At 58.4% G+C, this 17,821-nt stretch carries 19 protein-coding genes; 13 read left to right on the top strand and 6 right to left on the bottom strand.

Annotated elements, in window-relative coordinates:
* Positions 1-20: 20 nt before the first annotated feature.
* Genes JH15_RS00710 through yidD form a run of 3 tightly spaced genes read left to right on the top strand, consistent with a single transcriptional unit; the run spans position 21 to position 1,227 of the window.
* Positions 21-497: a Fur family transcriptional regulator gene (locus JH15_RS00710; protein WP_043526036.1), complete on the top strand. Its 477-nt coding sequence runs from the start codon at positions 21-23 to the stop codon at positions 495-497.
* The gene (hisI, locus tag JH15_RS00715) at positions 494-934 is read left to right on the top strand and encodes a phosphoribosyl-AMP cyclohydrolase (protein WP_043526038.1); all 441 of its coding nucleotides are present in this window, start codon (positions 494-496) and stop codon (positions 932-934) included. The genes JH15_RS00710 and hisI overlap by 4 nt, the downstream gene beginning before the upstream one ends.
* Complete coding sequence (yidD, locus tag JH15_RS00720) at positions 934-1,227, top strand: membrane protein insertion efficiency factor YidD (protein ID WP_052383827.1); 294 nt, start codon at positions 934-936, stop codon at positions 1,225-1,227. The genes hisI and yidD overlap by 1 nt, the downstream gene beginning before the upstream one ends.
* On the opposite strand, the gene JH15_RS00725 is transcribed toward yidD, so the two are convergent.
* A complete protein-coding gene (locus JH15_RS00725) occupies positions 1,224-1,637 on the bottom strand; it encodes a SufE family protein (protein WP_043526040.1) in 414 nt (137 codons plus the stop codon). The genes yidD and JH15_RS00725 overlap by 4 nt on opposite strands.
* Positions 1,634-2,797, bottom strand: a complete 1,164-nt coding sequence (locus JH15_RS00730; RefSeq protein ID WP_422730549.1) for a tyrosine-type recombinase/integrase — start codon at positions 2,795-2,797, stop codon at positions 1,634-1,636. The genes JH15_RS00725 and JH15_RS00730 overlap by 4 nt, the downstream gene beginning before the upstream one ends.
* A 267-nt stretch (positions 2,798-3,064) precedes the next feature.
* Between JH15_RS00730 and JH15_RS00735 the strand changes: the two genes are divergently transcribed.
* Positions 3,065-4,030 (top strand): DNA-binding protein, encoded by a 966-nt coding sequence (locus JH15_RS00735; RefSeq protein WP_052383828.1) that lies wholly within the window; start codon positions 3,065-3,067, stop codon positions 4,028-4,030.
* A gap of 123 nt (positions 4,031-4,153) precedes the next feature.
* On the opposite strand, the gene nfuA is transcribed toward JH15_RS00735, so the two are convergent.
* Entirely contained in the window at positions 4,154-4,744 is a 591-nt protein-coding gene (nfuA, locus tag JH15_RS00740) for a Fe-S biogenesis protein NfuA (protein WP_043526043.1), read from the bottom strand.
* A 230-nt stretch (positions 4,745-4,974) separates the two neighbouring features.
* Between nfuA and metH the strand changes: the two genes are divergently transcribed.
* The 4 genes from metH (at position 4,975) to JH15_RS00760 (ending at position 12,470) form a co-directional block, all read left to right on the top strand.
* Positions 4,975-8,676, top strand: coding sequence for a methionine synthase (gene metH, locus JH15_RS00745; protein ID WP_043528536.1), 3,702 nt, complete (start codon positions 4,975-4,977; stop codon positions 8,674-8,676).
* Between the two features lie 61 nt (positions 8,677-8,737).
* On the top strand, positions 8,738-10,066 hold the full coding sequence (locus JH15_RS00750; protein ID WP_043526045.1) for an MATE family efflux transporter: 1,329 nt from the start codon (positions 8,738-8,740) through the stop codon (positions 10,064-10,066).
* 240 nt (positions 10,067-10,306) lie between these two features.
* The gene (locus JH15_RS00755; RefSeq protein ID WP_043526048.1) at positions 10,307-11,959 is read left to right on the top strand and encodes a nitrite/sulfite reductase; all 1,653 of its coding nucleotides are present in this window, start codon (positions 10,307-10,309) and stop codon (positions 11,957-11,959) included.
* A complete protein-coding gene (locus JH15_RS00760; RefSeq protein WP_043526050.1) occupies positions 11,952-12,470 on the top strand; it encodes a DUF934 domain-containing protein in 519 nt (172 codons plus the stop codon). The genes JH15_RS00755 and JH15_RS00760 overlap by 8 nt, the downstream gene beginning before the upstream one ends.
* 89 nt (positions 12,471-12,559) lie before the next feature.
* Here JH15_RS00760 and smrA read toward each other — a convergent pair whose 3' ends face one another.
* On the bottom strand, positions 12,560-13,147 hold the full coding sequence (smrA, locus tag JH15_RS00765) for a DNA endonuclease SmrA (protein ID WP_043526053.1): 588 nt from the start codon (positions 13,145-13,147) through the stop codon (positions 12,560-12,562).
* A gap of 92 nt (positions 13,148-13,239) precedes the next feature.
* On the opposite strand from smrA, the gene JH15_RS00770 reads away from it, so the two are divergent.
* From JH15_RS00770 to pdxH, 5 genes are all read left to right on the top strand, one after another.
* A complete protein-coding gene (locus tag JH15_RS00770) occupies positions 13,240-13,692 on the top strand; it encodes a gamma-glutamylcyclotransferase family protein (RefSeq protein WP_231566350.1) in 453 nt (150 codons plus the stop codon).
* Positions 13,693-13,790: 98 nt separating this feature from the next.
* Positions 13,791-14,141 carry an arsenate reductase family protein gene (locus tag JH15_RS00775; protein ID WP_043526056.1) on the top strand — a complete coding sequence of 117 codons (351 nt, stop codon included), beginning with the start codon at positions 13,791-13,793 and terminating at the stop codon, positions 14,139-14,141.
* A gap of 24 nt (positions 14,142-14,165) precedes the next feature.
* The gene (wrbA, locus tag JH15_RS00780; protein WP_043526058.1) at positions 14,166-14,786 is read left to right on the top strand and encodes an NAD(P)H:quinone oxidoreductase; all 621 of its coding nucleotides are present in this window, start codon (positions 14,166-14,168) and stop codon (positions 14,784-14,786) included.
* On the top strand, positions 14,786-15,178 hold the full coding sequence (locus JH15_RS00785; protein WP_043526062.1) for a DUF2069 domain-containing protein: 393 nt from the start codon (positions 14,786-14,788) through the stop codon (positions 15,176-15,178). The genes wrbA and JH15_RS00785 overlap by 1 nt, the downstream gene beginning before the upstream one ends.
* Positions 15,179-15,259: 81 nt before the next feature.
* A complete protein-coding gene (gene pdxH / locus JH15_RS00790; protein ID WP_043526064.1) occupies positions 15,260-15,901 on the top strand; it encodes a pyridoxamine 5'-phosphate oxidase in 642 nt (213 codons plus the stop codon).
* 72 nt (positions 15,902-15,973) lie between these two features.
* Here the strand turns inward: pdxH and JH15_RS00795 are convergent, their stop codons facing one another.
* Positions 15,974-16,849 carry a glycine betaine ABC transporter substrate-binding protein gene (locus JH15_RS00795; protein WP_043526067.1) on the bottom strand — a complete coding sequence of 292 codons (876 nt, stop codon included), beginning with the start codon at positions 16,847-16,849 and terminating at the stop codon, positions 15,974-15,976.
* A gap of 133 nt (positions 16,850-16,982) precedes the next feature.
* The gene (locus JH15_RS00800; RefSeq protein ID WP_043528542.1) at positions 16,983-17,816 is read right to left on the bottom strand and encodes an ABC transporter permease; all 834 of its coding nucleotides are present in this window, start codon (positions 17,814-17,816) and stop codon (positions 16,983-16,985) included.
* Positions 17,817-17,821 lie beyond the last annotated feature (5 nt).

Raw genomic sequence — 17,821 nt, forward strand, 5'->3', positions numbered from 1 at the left:
GTAAGTCGACCAGGCACCCCATGTCCGAACACCATGACCTGATGCAGCAGGCCGAGCGTCAATGCCTCCAACGAGGCGTTCGCTTCACGCCCATACGCCGGCGTGTCCTGGAAATGATCGCGAGCAACCGGGGCGGCCTGAAGGCGTACGATCTGCTCGACAAGCTGGCTGTCGAGCATACGGCCGCCCGTCCACCGACGGTATATCGTGCACTCGACTTTTTGATCGAGCAGGGCCTGGTCCATCGCATTGAATCTCTCAATGCTTATGTGGCGTGTCCCTGTCCGGAACACGCCCATGGCTTTCAGCTTCTGATCTGTCGTCATTGCGGCCGTGTCGAGGAGCTGCATCTCGATGAGGTTAATGCGCAGCTCTCAGGCCACGCTCGAGATCAAGGCTTCCGTGTCGAGCGGCAGACCATCGAACTCCTCGGAGCGTGCGAGACCTGTCTGACCCAGGCAACCAGCAGCACATCGACAGCAACAGGGAACCCATGACAACAGCATTGAAGCGACTCGAACAGGAAACGACCGGTACTCATCTCCCCCTTGCCGAGTTGATCGAGGCCATCGCCTGGAATGACGACGGCCTGATCCCGGCCGTTGCCCAGCAGCACGATACCGGCGAAGTATTGATGATGGCCTGGATGAATCGCGATGCGCTTCAGGAAACCCTCCGGACTGGGCGTGTCTGCTATTGGTCGCGCTCCCGGGGCAAACTCTGGCGCAAAGGGGAATCCTCGGGGCAGGAACAGCATCTGCACGCGGCGCGCCTGGATTGCGATGGCGATACGTTATTGCTGAGTGTCGAGCAGACTGGCCCAGCCTGCCATACAGGCCGACGCAGCTGTTTTTACTGGTCCCTTTCCGATCAAGGCGCCACCATCGATAGGGATCCCATCGTCTCGCCGGATACCCTTTATGGCGGTTCATGATGTGCCGTTGCAGAACCGCCCCCTCGCGTAAGTCGCACTGGCTTGCCTGGCCGCTGGTTGCCTTGATCAAGGTCTATCAATACGTTATCAGCCCCCTGCTCGGCCCGCGCTGTCGATTCTGGCCCAGCTGCTCGCACTATGCCCTTGAGGCTCTGCGCGAGCATGGTTTCCTGCGTGGTGGCTGGTTGTCCCTCAAGCGCCTTTCGAAATGCCACCCATTGCATCCTGGCGGTGTCGACCCGGTGCCGCCGGCCAGCCATTCGTGCTGCGAGAGCCACCGGCCGCCCCGCTAGGCGGCTTCGTTTTCGGCGACCTGGTAGATTCGGCCGAGCATGGCGTGCAAACCGTTGCTACGTGTCGGCGACAGGTGCTTGTCCAGACCCAGCGCTCTCAGGAAGGTCGGCTGCGTAGCTACGATTTCCTCCGGCGTGCGGTCATCGTAGATACGCATCAACACGGCGATAAGGCCCGATACGATGGCAGCATCCGACGTGGCGTAGAAATGAATGCGCCCCTCGCGCAGTTCATGGTGCATCCACACATTGGATTGGCAGCCCTCGATCTTGGTGTCAGCCCCTTTCCATTCCTCCGGGAAGGTCGGTAATTGCTTGCCCATGTCGATGATGTACTGGTAGCGGTCCATCCAGTTGTCGAAGATGTCGAATTCGTCGAGCAGTTCGGCTTGTGCCTCGTGCGGGGTCATGATGTCTCCTCATTGTCGGTATCCCTAGTATACCGGGCTTGGGCACTCACTCCATGGCTGGCGATCTGGCGCTGCCACTCTTCTGCTTCGCTGTGTAAGTAGCGAGCCGTGGTATCGATTCGCGAATGGCGCGCTGTCTTGGCCAGATATCGCAGTTCAATACCTGCCTGGGCCTGGTGGGTGATCGCGGTATGCCGCAGCCAATGCGGTGAGGCCTGCCGCAACAAGGCAACACCGCCCGGCAACCTGTTTTGCTCATCAGTCTCGAGCGCCTGCGCGGCGACGGCAAATTCTTCCTTGATCAATCGATACAGTTGATTGTCGCCCAGGCCCCGCTGTCCATTCAGCGAACGTAGCACCGGTGAGGCATCATCAGGCTGCGGTGTATAAGGCAGTCCCAGGTGCTCACGCCACTCCCCGAGCAGTCGCATCATATCGCTGGGCACCGGGACTCTCGCCGCCTTGCCGCCCTTCCCTATGACACGCCACCACCAACCCCCTTCGCGATATTCAAAATCATTCATCCGAGCTTCGGCCATTTCACTGATGCGTGGAGCCAGTAAATAGGCAAAGCCAAAGAGGACGCGTCGGCGATGCCAGACGGCAATCCCGCGTGCAGTGACCGGGACTTCAGGAGCGGTCGAGATGCGCTGCCATAGCCACTCCCACAAGGGTCGCTCCAGATAGCGCTCGACGGTGGCTTGCCTATTGTCGAGCCGACGCCGCTGGCCTCGCATCAGGCGGAAAGGATTGTGATTCACCCAGCCCGCTTCATTTAGCCAACTGAATAAACCTTGCAGGATGACCAGCGATTGCCGGCGACTGGACGCCGACAAGGCGTGACGAAAAGGCCGCCATTGCGGGTGTTGACGCGGCCGTGTGGGCCCTATCCATTCACCGACCGGCTGGGGATCGGCGAGGAAGGCGTCGAAGCGGTCCAGGTCATTGCGGCGGAGCTCAGCCAGGGCGAGCCCCTCGGGTTGCATCCAGAGCATGAGCCGCTCGGCTTCCTTGCGATAGGCCCGCCAGGTTTGTGGACTATCGCGGTACTCCGCAAGCCAGGCAGTGACCGCCTGCGCATCGGTCTGTGCTGCAATGCGCGCCCCGCCCTGCTTGTCTTCGCCCGGTAGCCATCTAGCGTCGAGAAGTTGCGCATCGATGGGTCGAAGCGGCAAGCCCGCGTCACCCTCGATAGCGGCCTGAGGGCCTTCCGATTCGCTCACTGGGTGCTGCCCTCGTTCAGTCTCTAGATAGCGCGAGTATGGTGTGTAGACACTGTTAGTCAAGATAATGCGCGTAATCTTGAATTTTTCACTTTAAGCATAATGTATATTACGTATTACATATTACGTAATAATACTAACGATGTGCCATAGGCGTTATACTCCACACAGCCTTTACCAAGTTGACGCCTCAGGAGACCCGTCATGGCGCGCACAGGAGTGCAATACGTGGATGTGCAGCGGGCGATCGATGCCCTGCTACAACAGGGCGAAACGCCCAGCGTGCAAAAGGTTCGGGAGCGACTGGGCACGGGGAGCTTCACTACCATCAGCGATCATCTACGCCAGTGGCGAGAACAGCGGGCACAGAACCAGGACGTCCCTGCACCTGTGTCCATGCCCGAATCCGTGCAGGACATGGCCCACGCCTTATGGAATCAAGCACAGCAGGAAGCCGCCGAAGGTCTCAGCCACTATCGAGAGGAAGCCGATCAACGTGTCGCTCAGGCGAATGACGAGATTGCACATGCGAACCGGCAAACCGAAGACGCCCTACAGAGGGAGCGGGCTATTTCGGAACATATGGCACATCTTCAGGCACGCCTCGATGAGCGCAGCTCCCTTCTCGCTCGTGCGGAGGCTGAGCGTGACAGCCTCGCAGCCAAGGAAGCTCAGTGGCAGGAGCGTGTGAATCGCTTGTCCGAGCAGTTGCAGCAGTTGCAAGCACGCAACGAGCAGTCGAACAGCGAGCATCAGCACGCATTGAGAGAGCTGCAGGCACAGCAGCAGCAACAGTTGAATCAAGAAGAACAACGCCATGAAGCCGCGGAATCGCGTCTCATGACGCTTCTTGACGCTGCCCGACAGGAACGCCAAGCGGCAGAAAAACAGCACGCTCGCCGCGAAGCACAGTGGGAAAAGCGCCTCAGCGAACGGGAACAGGAAGTACAGAGTCTTCGGCAGAAACTCAATGACGAGGAGCGCAACCGATTGGAGCAGGCGCGACAGACTCAGGCCAACCATGACCGGGCCCAGGCATTGCAGCACGAACTCGATCGGCGTCACGATGAGCTTGCTGAAGCCTCACGAACCATTACTCGTCTGCGTGAGCAGCTAGAACAGACCGAAGCGCGCCTGGACCGGATTCAGCTCCCCCCGCTGGTTTATTGATGCGACCGGAGAGGTGTACTCGCTCTATACCCGGGCGTCCAATGCCCGAGTGAGGCATGCAGAAATGGAAAGGGCCGCCTACTGGCGGCCCTTTCTTGTCACGCTAATTGCGCAATATCGCGATCAGCGATAATAGGCTTGGCTGGTATCGGTGTGGTCGGTCACGTCGCGAATGCCAGAGAGTTCGGGAATACGCTCCATCAGGGTGCGCTCGACGCCCTCCTTCAAGGTAAGATCCACCGCGGCACAGCCCTGGCAGCCACCGCCGAATTGCAGTACCGCAATATTTTCTTCAGTGAGCTGGATCAGCTTGATCTCGCCGCCATGTGCTGCAAGCCCGGGATTGATCTCACTGTAGAGGATGTAATTGACACGATCCTCCATGGGGCTGTCGGCGTTGACTTTCGGCATCTTGGCATTGGGTGCCTTGATGGTCAGCTGCCCGCCCATGCGGTCGGCATTGAAATCCACCACGGCTTCCTCGAGAAAAGGCACGCTGTGCTTGTCGAGGTAGACGGTTATCTTTTCCAGACTCAGCTTTTCGTCGCTGGGCTCTTCTTCACCGGGGCGACAGTACGCAAGGCAGGTCTCTGCATAAGGCGTCCCGGGCTGGGTAATGAAGATGCGAACCGCAATGCCCTCGACGTTCTGCTTCTCAAGCAGCTCGGCAAGATAATCCTGGGCACTGTCGGTGATTTGTATGGGCTGACTCATGTGCGGGGTATCCTGACGCAGTGACGTTATCCCTACATGGTAAGGAAAAGCCTGACAGGACACAATCCCGAGTGAATTACTAGGTTTTGTCCCGCGCTGCCCAGCCCGCCGGGCTTCTGGTACCATAGTCTGCATGCTAGCTTGACTCAACACACGAGACACGAGGTGACGCCTCGACGTTTTCCTTGCGTGTTGCGATGCCTATAACGATGTTGGAGAACGACCTGACCATGGCCGCTGCCCCCACTTCCCTGACAGTCACCCTGCGCGATGCTCTTGCCAATCGTATCCTGATCCTGGATGGCGGCATGGGGACCATGCTCCAGAATGCCGGACTCGACGAATCCGATTTTCGTGGCGACCGCTTCCAGGATTGGCCATCGGAACTCAAGGGAAACAATGACCTGCTGGCACTGACCCGCCCCGATATCGTACGCGATATTCATCGCGACTATCTGGAAGCCGGCGCCGAAATCATAGAAACCAACACGTTCAACAGTACTCGACTGTCACAATCCGATTATGGCATGCAGGCGCTGGTGCCGGAGCTGAACCGTGAGTCGGCACGCATCGCCCGCCAGATCGCCGACGACGTTGCCGAGGAAACAGGCATTCCTCGCTACGTCGCAGGTGTACTGGGTCCGACCAGCCGTACCGCGTCCCTGTCTCCGGACGTCAACGACCCCGCAAAGCGCAATGTCACTTTCGATGAGCTCCGGGAGAATTACCTGGAAGCCGCAGAAGCCCTGATCGAAGGCGGCGCCGATCTGATCTTGATCGAAACCATTTTCGATACGCTCAATGCCAAGGCGGCTATCTACGCCCTGGAAGAGCTGTTCGATGCGCGAGGCATACGCTATCCGGTCATGATTTCGGGCACGATCACCGATGCCTCGGGACGCACCCTGTCAGGCCAGACCAATGAAGCGTTCTGGAATTCGGTGCGGCATGCCCGGCCGTTGTCGATCGGCCTGAACTGCGCCCTTGGTGCCGAGGAGCTTCGCCCTTACCTCGAGGAGTTGTCGAACAAGGCGGACACCTTCGTCTCCGCTCACCCCAATGCGGGGCTACCCAATGAATTCGGGGAATACGACCAGACACCCGAAGAAATGGCCGATATCGTGGCCGAATTCGCGCGCAGCGGCCTCGTCAACATCATTGGCGGCTGCTGCGGCAGCACTCCCGATCACATCCGTGCCATCGCCGAGGCGGTCAAGGGGATTGCGCCACGCCAGGTTCCGGAGCGGCCGCATATCTGCCGCCTGGCAGGCCTGGAGCCTTTCAACATTGCTACCGACTCGCTGTTCGTCAATGTCGGTGAGCGAACCAATGTCACGGGCTCGGCACGCTTCAAACGCCTCATCGTCGAAGAGGACTACACCACTGCGCTTGAAGTAGCGTTGGAACAGGTCGAGAACGGCGCCCAGATCATCGATATCAACATGGACGAGGGCATGTTGGAATCCGAGGAAGCCATGGTGCGCTTTCTCAACCTGATCGCTGGCGAGCCGGATATTGCGCGCGTACCGATCATGATCGATTCGTCGAAATGGGAGATCATCAACGCCGGGCTCAAGTGCGTTCAAGGCAAGGCCGTAGTCAACTCAATCTCTCTCAAGGAGGGCGAAGACGCCTTCCGCCAGCAGGCAACCGCATGCTATCGCTTTGGTGCCGCCGTGGTGGTCATGGCCTTCGACGAAGAGGGTCAGGCCGATTCGTTTGCACGAAAAACGCAGATCTGCCAACGGGCATACCGGATACTGGTCGATGAAATCGGCTTTCCCCCCGAAGACATCATATTCGACCCCAACATCTTTGCCATCGCTACCGGCATCGATGAGCACAATAACTATGCTGTGGATTTCATCCAGGCCACCCAATGGATTCGTGAGCACTTGCCGCATGCCATGGTATCCGGCGGTGTCTCCAACGTTTCATTCTCGTTTCGTGGCAACAACCCGGTACGAGAAGCGATCCACTCTGTCTTCCTCTATCATGCGATCCGCGCCGGTTTGACGATGGGGATTGTCAACGCCGGCCAGCTGGCCGTCTATGACGATCTACCCGCCGAACTGCGTGACGCCGTGGAAGATGTCGTTCTCAATCGGCGCGACGATGCGACCGAGCGCCTGCTGGAGATTGCCGATCGTTATAAGGGCGACGGAAGCACCGCTAACAAGAAGGAAGACCTCGAGTGGCGTTCCTGGCCCGTAGAGCAGCGCATTTCCCATGCACTGGTCAAAGGCATCACTACACATATCGAAGAGGATACCGAGCAAGCACGCCAGCGCGCCGAGCGCCCCATCGAAGTCATTGAAGGCCCATTGATGGATGGCATGAACGTGGTCGGCGACCTGTTCGGCGCCGGCAAGATGTTCCTGCCCCAGGTGGTTAAATCGGCTCGCGTGATGAAGCGGGCCGTGGCGTACCTGATCCCCTTCATCGAAGCGGAAAAGACAGAGGACACCCAGGCCAAGGGCAAGATCGTCATGGCGACGGTCAAGGGTGATGTCCACGATATCGGCAAGAATATCGTCGGGGTCGTCCTTCAGTGTAACAACTACGATGTCGTTGACCTCGGCGTCATGGTGCCGGCAGAAAAAATCCTGCAAACCGCGAAGGAAGAGAAAGCGGATATCATTGGGCTATCAGGCCTGATTACACCGTCACTTGACGAGATGGTTCACGTTGCCAAGGAGATGCAGCGTCAGGGCTTCGATCTCCCCTTGCTGATCGGTGGCGCCACCACCTCCAAGGCGCATACGGCAGTCAAGATCGAACCGCAGTACGAACATCCTGTCATTTATGTCACCGATGCGTCGCGGGCGGTAGGTGTCGCCGGTCGCTTACTGTCGCCTGCCCAGAAGCCTGCGTACATCGCTGAGATTCGCGAAGAGTACGAATCCGTCCGCGAGCGTAACGCCAAGCGACGCCCCAAGGCCGCCGACCTCAGCTACGAACAGGCGCGCAAGCGTCGCTTTCGTACCGATTGGAGCCAATATACTCCGACGAAGCCCACCCTATCGGGTCTCGAGGTGTTTGACGATTATCCCCTCGATGAGCTGATTGAGCGCATCGACTGGACGCCGTTCTTCATGAGCTGGCAGCTCAGTGGCAAGTATCCCAAGATACTCGAGGACAAGGTCGTCGGCGAAGCCGCACGCAACTTGTTTGCCGACGCTCAAACGATGTTACGCAAGCTGATCGATGAGAAGCACGTCACTGCGCGTGGGGTGATCGGCCTATGGCCAGCGAATAGCGTCGATGACGATGTCATCGAGGTTTATACGGATGAATCTCGCTCCGAGGTCCTCGAGCGGCTCTTTCATGTGCGTCAGCAGACCACCAAGAACCGAGAGGGCATCTGCTACAGCCTGGCCGATTTCATCGCGCCCAAGGAGAGCGGCAAACCCGACTGGATCGGTGGCTTCGCGGTAACGGCCGGTCACGGTGTCGACGAACTGGCCAAGCGTTATGAAGCCGCTGGCGACGACTACAATGCCATTCTGGTGCAATCGCTGACCGATCGCCTGGCCGAAGCCTTCGCTGAGCGAATCCATGAGCGCGTGCGCAAGGAATATTGGGGATACGTTCCTGACGAGGCGCTTCCCAATGAGGCATTGATCGCCGAGAAGTACCAGGGGATTCGCCCAGCGCCCGGCTACCCGGCGTGTCCGGACCACACCGAAAAGGCTACCTTGTTCCGGCTGCTTGACGCCGAGCGGCATAGCGGGCTGGAACTGACCGAAAGCTTTGCCATGTGGCCCGCTGCAGCGGTTTCTGGCTGGTATTTCTCACACCCCGAGTCAAAGTACTTCTCGACCGGCAAGATCACGCGCGACCAGGTCGAAGTACTCGCAGAGCGTAAAGGGATGGAACTGAAGGAACTCGAGCGCTGGCTTTCACCGGTACTCTCCTACGACCCCGAATGATAGTGATAGAGGTGAAGCGGGGGCTGGCTGCATGAGCGGCCCCCGCGTCTATTGGAACCGAATGCTGCTCGAGCGCTCCCGCCGCGACATCATCTTGAAGCTCGCGTTGCCGATTATTGCCGGCATGCTCTCCCAAAGCGTCCTCAACCTGGTGGATGCCGCGCTGGTGGGTTCGCTCGGCGAGACGGCACTTGCCGGGGTGGGGATTGGCGGATACGCCATGTTCATGATCACCGCCCTGCTCTTCGGCCTGTCTTCGGGGGTTCAGGCGCAGACGGCCAGGCGGCATGGTGAAGCTTTCGACCATCGCAAGGCGCAGGCACTCAATGCCGGGTTGGTGATTGCACTTGCGATTGCCTTGCCGCTGACAGCCACCTGTCTCTGGCAGGCCCCTCGATTGCTTTGGCTGATCAATCAAGAGCAAGCGGTCAATGCCATCGCGGTCGAATACTTTCGCTGGCGTATCATCGGCCTCTTGCCGGTAGCGATGATGTTCTGCTTTCGTGGCTTCTGGAACGGCGTCCAACAGACAGGCGTCTACCTGCGCATAGCCATGCTAATGCACGGGATGAATGTCCTGGCCAGTTTAGGGCTGATCTTCGGCCATGCCGGGCTGCCCGAGATGGGGCCCGCAGGCGCGGGTGCCGGCACCCTACTCTCTCAATGCCTGGGCCTCGCCTTATGGGCCTACCACAGTGGGCGACGGGCTTCGCATTGTGGTTTTCTGGGTTGTTGGCCCGGCCGGGAGACTCTGTTGACCACGCTACGCCTGGCAACGCCCCACTCCTTCCAGCAATTCTGGTTTGCTGCAGGTTATGCCGTACTGTTCTGGATACTGGGCCAGCTCGATACGGCTAGCGTCGCGATTGGCCATGTCCTGGTCAACTTGTCGCTGTTTCTGATCTTGCCGGGAGTCGGCCTGGGGCTCGCGGCAATGAGCCTTGTCGGTCACGCCATGGGGCGCGATGCCATGAGCGAGGCCCATCGGTGGGGGTGGGATGTGGTCAGGGTTGCCTGGGGTTGCCTGGCGGTACTGGCGCTGCCTATGTTTTTGGTACCCGATCAGGTATTGGGCCTATTCCTGCATGACCCGGATCTGGTTGCCATGGGGCGGATACCGCTAAAGATCACCGCCGTGATGATCGTGCTGGATGCCGCCGCCCTGGTATTGGGCCAGGCGCTATTGGGCGCCGGTGCCAATCGCACGGTCATGACGATGACGCTCACCATGCAATGGCTCCTCTTCCTGCCCTTGGCCTGGTGGGTGGGGATACATCTCGGCCATGGCCTGGTGGGAATCTGGTGGGTACAGCTAGCGTATCGATGCTTGAATTCCACCTTGTTCGGCGTTATCTGGCAGCGACGCCGCTGGCAGCAAGTGGTGATCTGACCTGCTGTGCCTCGATGACCCGAGGTGCTGAATTTTGTGCAGGAACGTCGCCCACAGGTATCATCGCACAATAGCGCGAGGAGGCATGCCGACTGGCCTCTTAATAACCTATCGGTTAAAATCTATGATCATTTATTCTTTCATAGAATATATAAAGAGGGGTAACCTGCTGACAGGTGGCTAAGGCCGCCTGTCTACGGCTTACTCCTTCATTCGCCCTGACTAGCAGGACACGCCCGAATGTATCGGTACGACACCTACGATCAGACGCTCGTCGACGAACGCGTCGCCCAGTTTCGTGACCAGATGGACCGCTATCTGGCTGGACGTCTGGGGGAAGAAGAATTCCGCCCGTTGCGGCTCCAGAACGGCCTCTACATTCAAAAGCATGCTCCAATGCTTCGCATCGCCATTCCCTATGGCATGCTCTCAAGCCGACAGCTGCGCGCCTTGGCTACCATTACGCGGCGCTACGACCGCGGATATGGGCATTTCAGTACGCGTCAGAATCTTCAGCTCAATTGGCCTGCGCTGGAAGACGTGCCCGATATCCTGGCCGAGCTGGCCCAGGTTCAGATGCATGCCATCCAGACCAGCGGTAACTGCATTCGCAATACCACCAGCGATCAGTTTGCGGGCATCGCCGAAGACGAGATCGAGGATCCCCGCCCATGGTGCGAGCTGATTCGTCAGTGGTCTACCCTGCATCCTGAATTCGCGTATCTGCCCCGCAAGTTCAAGATCGCCGTGACCGGGGCCCACGAAGATCGCGCGGCCATACAGGTGCACGATATCGGGCTGCGCCTGTGGCGGGACGATCAGGGAGAACTCAAGGTGCGGGTCCTGGCCGGTGGCGGTATGGGGCGCACCCCCATGATCGGCGATGTCGTGCGTGAGGATCTTCCCTGGCAGCACCTGCTCACCTACCTCGAAGCCTGTGTCCGCGTCTATAACCAGTTCGGACGCCGCGACAACAAGTTCAAGGCGCGCATCAAGATATTGGTCAAGGCCCTGGGCATCGAGGAGTATCGGCGTCGTGTCGAGGAAGAGTGGGCCCACCTCAAGGATGGGCCGCAAACGTTGACCGAAGCGGCGGTCGCTTCGGCCCGCGCCCATTTCCCTGAGCCCGAGCGTGCCCCCGTCTCCGAGGATGCCATCGTTGCCTTCGAGCAACTGCGGGCCGAGAACCGGGCGTTCGGCCGCTTCATGACCAATAACGTGACGAGCCACCGCGTTCCGGGATACAAGGCCGTCACGCTATCCCTGAAGCGACGTGAACACGCCCCGGGCGATGTCACTGCCGATCAGATGGAGGCGGTCGCGGAGCTTGCCGACGAGTACAGCTTCGGTGAGGTGCGCGTCACCCATGAGCAGAATCTCGTGCTTTCGGACGTTCCCGTCGATCGTATCGAGGCGCTTTGGCATGCACTGGATGAATTGGGCATGGCCAACCCCACGGTGGGCACCCTCAATGACATCATCTGCTGCCCCGGGGGCGATTACTGTGCACTAGCCAATGCCGTGTCGATCCCCATTGCACAGGCGCTGCAGGAACGCTTCGAGGACCTCGACTTCCTTTACGACCTGGGCCCGCTCGATCTCAACATTTCGGGATGCATGAACGCTTGCGGCCACCACCACGTGGGGCACATTGGCATTCTTGGGGTAGATAAGAAAGGTGAAGAATATTACCAGGTCTCCCTTGGCGGCAATGCCCGTGATGACGCTTCGCTCGGCAAGATCCTGGGACCGTCGTTCTTTAGGGAAGACGTACCCGATGTAATCGACAAGGTGCTGAAAGTTTATGTCGAGCAGCGCCACGAGGATGAACATTTCCTGGATACCTATCGGCGTATCGGATTGAAACCCTTCAAGGAGCGGGTCTATGCCTGACAATCAGCTCGAGCAGTCAAAGACCCTGATCAAGCTGGGCCAGCCGGAGACCGATACCTGGGCCCTGTCTCGGGTGGAGGAGGCGCTGCCTGAAACGCGTCCCGTCATTGTGCCGGTGGCTCTCTGGCTGCAGAACAAGGAAGACGAGAAGCTGGCTCCTTGGTTGTCCAGCGATACGGAATTGACCCCGGCGCTGGCGAACGACTTGGCTAAATCGCCCCTCGTGGCAATCGATTTTCCAGCGTTCACCGATGGCCGGGGCTACACATTGGCTCGCCTGCTACGCGAACGCTTTGGTTATCAAGGCGAGATCCGTGCCATTGGGGACGTGTTGGTCGATCAGCTGTACTACATGTCACGGTGCGGCTTCGATGCCTTGGCCCTGCGGGAAGACCAGCACCTCGAAGATGCGTTGCGCGCGCTAGGCGCCTTCAGTGTCAGCTATCAACCGGGCGTCGACGTCAGGGAAGCACTGTTCGAACGACGCCTGCGGGAATCCGGTCACGCCTAGCCGGTGGCACTTGGTCAGACCGGACGACCTATTGGGCCGTACTACGGCATCCCCAGCCAGGGGATGCCGTTTTTCATTTTTAGAGAGAGCTAGCCTCGGCGCTTCTGCTGACGTTCACGGTTGTGTGATCGTGCGCGCTCGGACTTGCGTATCATCACGTAGGTTGCACCCAACCCTCCATGCATCGGCGTCGCCGAAACGAAGGCCTGCACTTCGTCGAACTGCAACAGCCATTTGACGAGATAAGAGCGCAGGATGTTGGCCGGGCTTTCGATGGTCTTGCCGCGACCGTGCACGATAAGCACGCAGCGGAGTTCATGTTGGTAGGCATCACGAATAAAAGTGAAGATCTCTTGCCGGCACTCCCTCAGAGGCCGCTTCAGCAAGTGAAGTCGCGCTTCGGGTGGATACCCTCCCTGGCGTAAACGCTCAAGAACACCGGTCTGTATCCCGTCGTGGCGATACTCAATTGGATCGTGCTCGCCAACCAGGTCGACGAAGTCATCGGACAGGAAGTTGTCCTCTCCCTGGCTTTCCTGTGCGCTTGCTCGCCGGGCCCTCTGGGCTTCCGTTGGCATACCACGACGATGTCGTGGAAGATCGGCCCGGTTTCGCCCACGCATCAAAGGCGTGACATCACCCATCAGTGTCTCGAAATTCACGTCATCCTGAGCCATGGCACTGCCTCCCACGTCGCTGGAGCCTCCATCTTAGCAAAGCCTGCCCTACCTGTTCATGCTATCTGCCCCCTGGCTCCGCTAGAGTGACCATGAGAGCATGGCCATACTGGAACATGGAGGTTGGCTTGAAATATTGCCGTAATCTTTTGGTGATTGTCTTCACCGGTAGCTTCCTCGCAGCCGGTTATCTCTGGTGGGTGCTGCTGAGTCCGTTCACCTACTCTCCGCCCAAGGAGTTGCAAGACATCGAGCCTGGCGAATATGAAGTCTTCGTCTATGGCACGCTGACTTACTGGCCCGTTCGCTGGTTGGTGTATGGAAGAAAGGGCGATCCAGACCAGGCGATCCTTGAGGGCTATCGACGCGATGGTCTCGATCTGGAGAAATCGGCACGTGAACGAGTCGAGGGACTGGTTCTTGAAGTCGATGAACGAGAACTGGCCCGGCTTGATCGCTATGAGCGTCTTGGCATTCGCTATGAACGCGTCCTGATGACGTTGGCCGATGGTTCGGATGCTTGGGTTTATCATCGATTGGATTGATTTTTTTATAAGATAGATAACGGTATAAACAGATGCCGGGTTGTGACGCTATGGCTGCCTCCTTACAATGAACAACCCATTGTCCAAGAACCCATGGCATGCCTTCATTGATTCTTTATCACAACCCTCGCTGTTCCAAGTCGCGCCAGGCGCTTGCCCTGCTTGAAGAACGCGGCGTGAGCTTCCAGACCCTGCGCTACCTGGAGGCCCCTCTCGATCGAGCTGCATTGGGCGAGTTGGCGGAGCGCCTCGATGGCGGCCTCGCAGCCATGGTTCGTGATAACGAAACGGAATGGAAAGCCCTTAACCTAGATATTGCCGATCCTCAAGCGGTACTTGAGGCCATCGCCAATCATCCCAAGCTGATGCAACGCCCTATCCTCGATACCGGCCAGCGTGCCATCGTGGGCCGCCCTCCCGAGGCAGTGTTGTCCCTCATCGAGCCTTGAATCCCTATTGCTGGAGCTTGCGTTATGGCTGATCCGCTTCCCTACGTGCTGGTGCTCTACTATTCACGGCATGGGGCCACTCGGCAAATGGCTGAACAAATCATCGCTGGCGTCGAGTCGCAGCCTGGCATTCAGGCGAGGCTACGCACGGTGCCGCCGGTATCACCGACCAGTGAGGCCACCGAGCCTGAAATTCCCGCTGAAGGCGCAGTTTACGCCACGCTCGACGACCTGCGACACTGCAGCGGCTTGGCATTAGGCAGTCCGACACGCTTCGGTAATATGGCAGCACCGCTCAAGTACTTTCTCGATGGCACTAGTGAGCTATGGATGAACGGTGACTTGATCGACCGCCCTGCCTCTGCCTTTACTTCCACCGCCAGCCTGCATGGCGGTCAGGAAAGCACGCTTCTCTCGATGCTGATGCCGCTCCTTCACCACGGCATGGTCTATGCCGGACTCCCTTATAGCGAGACAGAGCTTTTCACGACGACGAGCGGAGGCACCCCCTACGGTGCAAGCCATGTCGCAGGTGGACGTAACGATCGCCCCCTCGACGACCACGAGAGACAGCTGGCTTTTGCCCAGGGCAAGCGCCTGGCACGACTCGCGCTGGCACTCGACTCGATGCGGGCAAAGCACTGATGCGCCAATACTTCGAACGTCTCGAATCCCGTCATGGGCTGGATGCCCTCGAAGCGAAATCAAGGCACAGCGTGCTGGTTGGTTATTTTTCGCTACTGCTGCTACTCGTTTATGGTGGGTTCACTCTCCAGACGGCCTCCGACTCGACACTGGTCCCCTTACTGGTCAGAGTCCTTCCCCTACTCTTGTTTCTCCCTTCCATTCTGGGTAAGCGACCCCGCGGTCATGCATGGCTGGCCTTCGTCAGTCTGCTTTACTTCATGCAAGGCGTCATGATCGCGACACTTCCAGGCCAAGGAGTGATGGGCATGCTGGAGGTTCTGGCCTCGCTCGTCCTGTTCACGGGTAGCATGTGTTATGCCCGTTTTCGTAGCCGGCAAATGCAGCGCTGAAGAAAGCCATCGCCTGACACTGGCATATTGAGCCTCGCTATCCTACAAGCGAAGATAAGCCTACTTACCAGGGAGATCGCCATGACACGAGACATATCAGCCATCCGGCGCGATTACGAGGGAGGCAGCCTCGATGAGGGCAATACCCCTGAATCGCCGGTCAATCTGTTCCAGGAGTGGCTAACGCTTGCACTCGAATCGGAAGGTGACGATGGCAACGCCATGACGCTGGCCACGGTCGACAGCCAAGGTCTGCCACATGCTCGCGTCGTACTGCTAAAAGGCTCGGATGACAGAGGGTTGGTTTTCTTCACCAACTACCACAGTCACAAGGGCAGTGAGCTGGCGAATGTACCGCATGCAGCCCTGGTCTTCTGGTGGCCCTCACTATCGCGACAGGTGCGCATCGAAGGAAGCGTAGAGATCGTCAGCGAAGCGGAGTCGGACAGTTATTTTGCCAGCCGGCCCAGAGGCAGCCAGCTGGGAACCTGGATTGCCACCCAAAGCGTCGAGATCCCTGACCGGAACTGGATTGCCGAACGTCAGAAGCGCTATGAGCAACTTTATGAAGGACAGGATGTGAAACGACCCGCGCACTGGGGCGGTTATCGTGTCGTACCCGAAATGATTGAATTCTGGCAAGGTCAGCCTAGTCGACTTCATGACCGGATTCGGTATGAGCGCCGTGAAGGAGAATGGGTCAAGTATCGACTGGCGCCATGATGGCGTTGTTTACTAAAAGAATCGCCCGGCATAGCGCCGGGCGACTCCAGAACGGTCTAGTCAAAGGTTGGCTTACTTCGCCAACCACTCCTTGACCACGTCCTGGTTTTCAGCGACCCACTGCTTGGCAGTTTCGTAGGGGTCGGCATTCTTTTCCTGATTCATGAGCATGACCTCCCCCATCTGCTCGGGGGTCCACTCGAAATTGTCCAAGATGGCATAGGCTTCTGGCATATCATCTTTGAGACCTGCTCGCGCCACGGTATGGATCTGCTCGGCCCCACCGTAAACATTTTCCGGATCATCCAAATAGCGAAGATCCCAACGAGCAAACATCCAGTGAGGCGTCCAGCCGGTAACGACGATTTCTTCTTCGTTATTGATGGCACTGGACAAAGCCGCCGTCATGGTAGCGCCACTTCCGCTACGCAGATCGATATCGAGATCGTAGGCTTCGATTACTTCTTCGGTCAGGCCCATCAGGCCGGCACCTGGATCGATACCAATGATCTGGTTATTCAGTTCCTCAGCGTGGTCGTTGATGTCACCGATCGCTTGGAGCTCAGAATACTCAGGAACGACCAGGCCGAGCTTGGTGCCGTCGAGATTCGGACCGAGGTCCTCGACACTGTCACCCACGCGGTCCATGTAATCCTGGTGAGTCGTGGGCAACCATGCGGCGACCATGGCATCAGCATCACCACTGGCCACGGCCTGCCACATCGCAGCGGCTGAAAGCGCCGTCATGTCGACTTCGTAACCCTGCTCCTCCAGTACGGCCCGGATCACATTGGTCGAGGCAACTTCAGAAGACCATTCAACATAAGCGAGATGAACAGAGCCCTTGTCCTGGGCCTGAGCGACGCCCGCTGCCATCGCGGCCGTAGCCGCCATCATCAGCGCACCCGTGCGAATCCCACGTGTCATCATGGTGTATTGTTTACTCATTGCTTACCCTCTCTTGTCGTGTACACATGCCCAAAAAGAGCATGGCCTTGACTGGAAGGGCCGGAACCGCGCCCTTGCCTAGGTGAGCTACAGCGCGGCGCGACACCGTCACGCCGCGCTGTAGCTCCGCTTACTATTGCTTCCTTTCCTTACGAAACGATTGGGTCAAACGATCCAGCAGCATCGCCAGGATGACAACGGCAATGCCCGCCTCGAAACCATCCCCCGGGCGCAAGCGCTGAATGGCTCGCCATACTTCGTTACCAAGGCCGTCGGCACCGATCATGGCTGCAATGACCACCATCGAAAGGGCCAGCATGATGGTTTGGTTGATACCCGCCATGATCGTGGGCAAGGACAGCGGTAACTGGACCTTGAATAGTTTCTGGCTGCGGGTTGAACCAAAAGCGTCGGCGGCCTCGATCAGTTCTTTCGGCACCTGACGAATACCTAGCGTGGTGAAACGTATCGCAGGCGGCATGGAAAAGATCACCGTGGCGAAGATCGCCGAGACGGAACCGATACCGAAAAATGGAATCGCGGGTATCAAGTAAACGAAGGCCGGCATGGTTTGCATGAAGTCGAGAATGGGCATGATGACACGGTACAGGCGCTCGGAAAGCGCTGCCGCCACTCCCACTGGCAAGGCAATGACCACCGCCACCAATGTCGCGATGACCACGAGTGTCAGCGACTTGATCATGGGGTCCCAGAGGCCCAGATTCCATATCAGTGCCAGCCCGGCTATTGCTCCGATGGCCAGACGGGTGCCCGCCAGGCGCCAGCAAAGCAGGGCGATCAGCGCCATGAGCACCCATTCGGGTAGCCACATCAGCCCATCATTGAGACCATTGATCCCGGTCTGTGTCAGGCGGGAAATGCTCCGTGTAACGACAGAGTATTCAGTGGTCAGGTACGTCAGACCACTCTCGATCCAGTCCCCCAAGGGAATACGCGGTATATCGATCGCCA

Source organism: Litchfieldella xinjiangensis (assembly GCF_000759345.1).
GTDB classification, from domain to species: Bacteria; Pseudomonadota; Gammaproteobacteria; order Pseudomonadales; family Halomonadaceae; genus Litchfieldella_A; species Litchfieldella_A xinjiangensis.

Excerpts from the sequence above, each read along its gene's own strand:
- JH15_RS00760 (WP_043526050.1), top strand. The coding sequence starts at position 11,952 with ATGCCTGACAATCAGCTCGAGCAGTCAAAGACCCTGATCAAGCTGGGC.
- smrA (WP_043526053.1), bottom strand. The coding sequence starts at position 13,147 with ATGGCTCAGGATGACGTGAATTTCGAGACACTGATGGGTGATGTCACG.
- nfuA (WP_043526043.1), bottom strand. The coding sequence starts at position 4,744 with ATGAGTCAGCCCATACAAATCACCGACAGTGCCCAGGATTATCTTGCC.
- JH15_RS00770 (WP_231566350.1), top strand. The coding sequence starts at position 13,240 with ATGAGAGCATGGCCATACTGGAACATGGAGGTTGGCTTGAAATATTGC.
- wrbA (WP_043526058.1), top strand. The coding sequence starts at position 14,166 with ATGGCTGATCCGCTTCCCTACGTGCTGGTGCTCTACTATTCACGGCAT.
- pdxH (WP_043526064.1), top strand. The coding sequence starts at position 15,260 with ATGACACGAGACATATCAGCCATCCGGCGCGATTACGAGGGAGGCAGC.
- metH (WP_043528536.1), top strand. The coding sequence starts at position 4,975 with ATGGCCGCTGCCCCCACTTCCCTGACAGTCACCCTGCGCGATGCTCTT.
- JH15_RS00795 (WP_043526067.1), bottom strand. The coding sequence starts at position 16,849 with ATGAGTAAACAATACACCATGATGACACGTGGGATTCGCACGGGTGCG.
- JH15_RS00725 (WP_043526040.1), bottom strand. The coding sequence starts at position 1,637 with ATGACCCCGCACGAGGCACAAGCCGAACTGCTCGACGAATTCGACATC.
- yidD (WP_052383827.1), top strand. The coding sequence starts at position 934 with ATGTGCCGTTGCAGAACCGCCCCCTCGCGTAAGTCGCACTGGCTTGCC.
- JH15_RS00755 (WP_043526048.1), top strand. The coding sequence starts at position 10,307 with ATGTATCGGTACGACACCTACGATCAGACGCTCGTCGACGAACGCGTC.
- JH15_RS00750 (WP_043526045.1), top strand. The coding sequence starts at position 8,738 with ATGCTGCTCGAGCGCTCCCGCCGCGACATCATCTTGAAGCTCGCGTTG.
- hisI (WP_043526038.1), top strand. The coding sequence starts at position 494 with ATGACAACAGCATTGAAGCGACTCGAACAGGAAACGACCGGTACTCAT.
- JH15_RS00785 (WP_043526062.1), top strand. The coding sequence starts at position 14,786 with ATGCGCCAATACTTCGAACGTCTCGAATCCCGTCATGGGCTGGATGCC.
- JH15_RS00775 (WP_043526056.1), top strand. The coding sequence starts at position 13,791 with ATGCCTTCATTGATTCTTTATCACAACCCTCGCTGTTCCAAGTCGCGC.
- JH15_RS00710 (WP_043526036.1), top strand. The coding sequence starts at position 21 with ATGTCCGAACACCATGACCTGATGCAGCAGGCCGAGCGTCAATGCCTC.
- JH15_RS00735 (WP_052383828.1), top strand. The coding sequence starts at position 3,065 with ATGGCGCGCACAGGAGTGCAATACGTGGATGTGCAGCGGGCGATCGAT.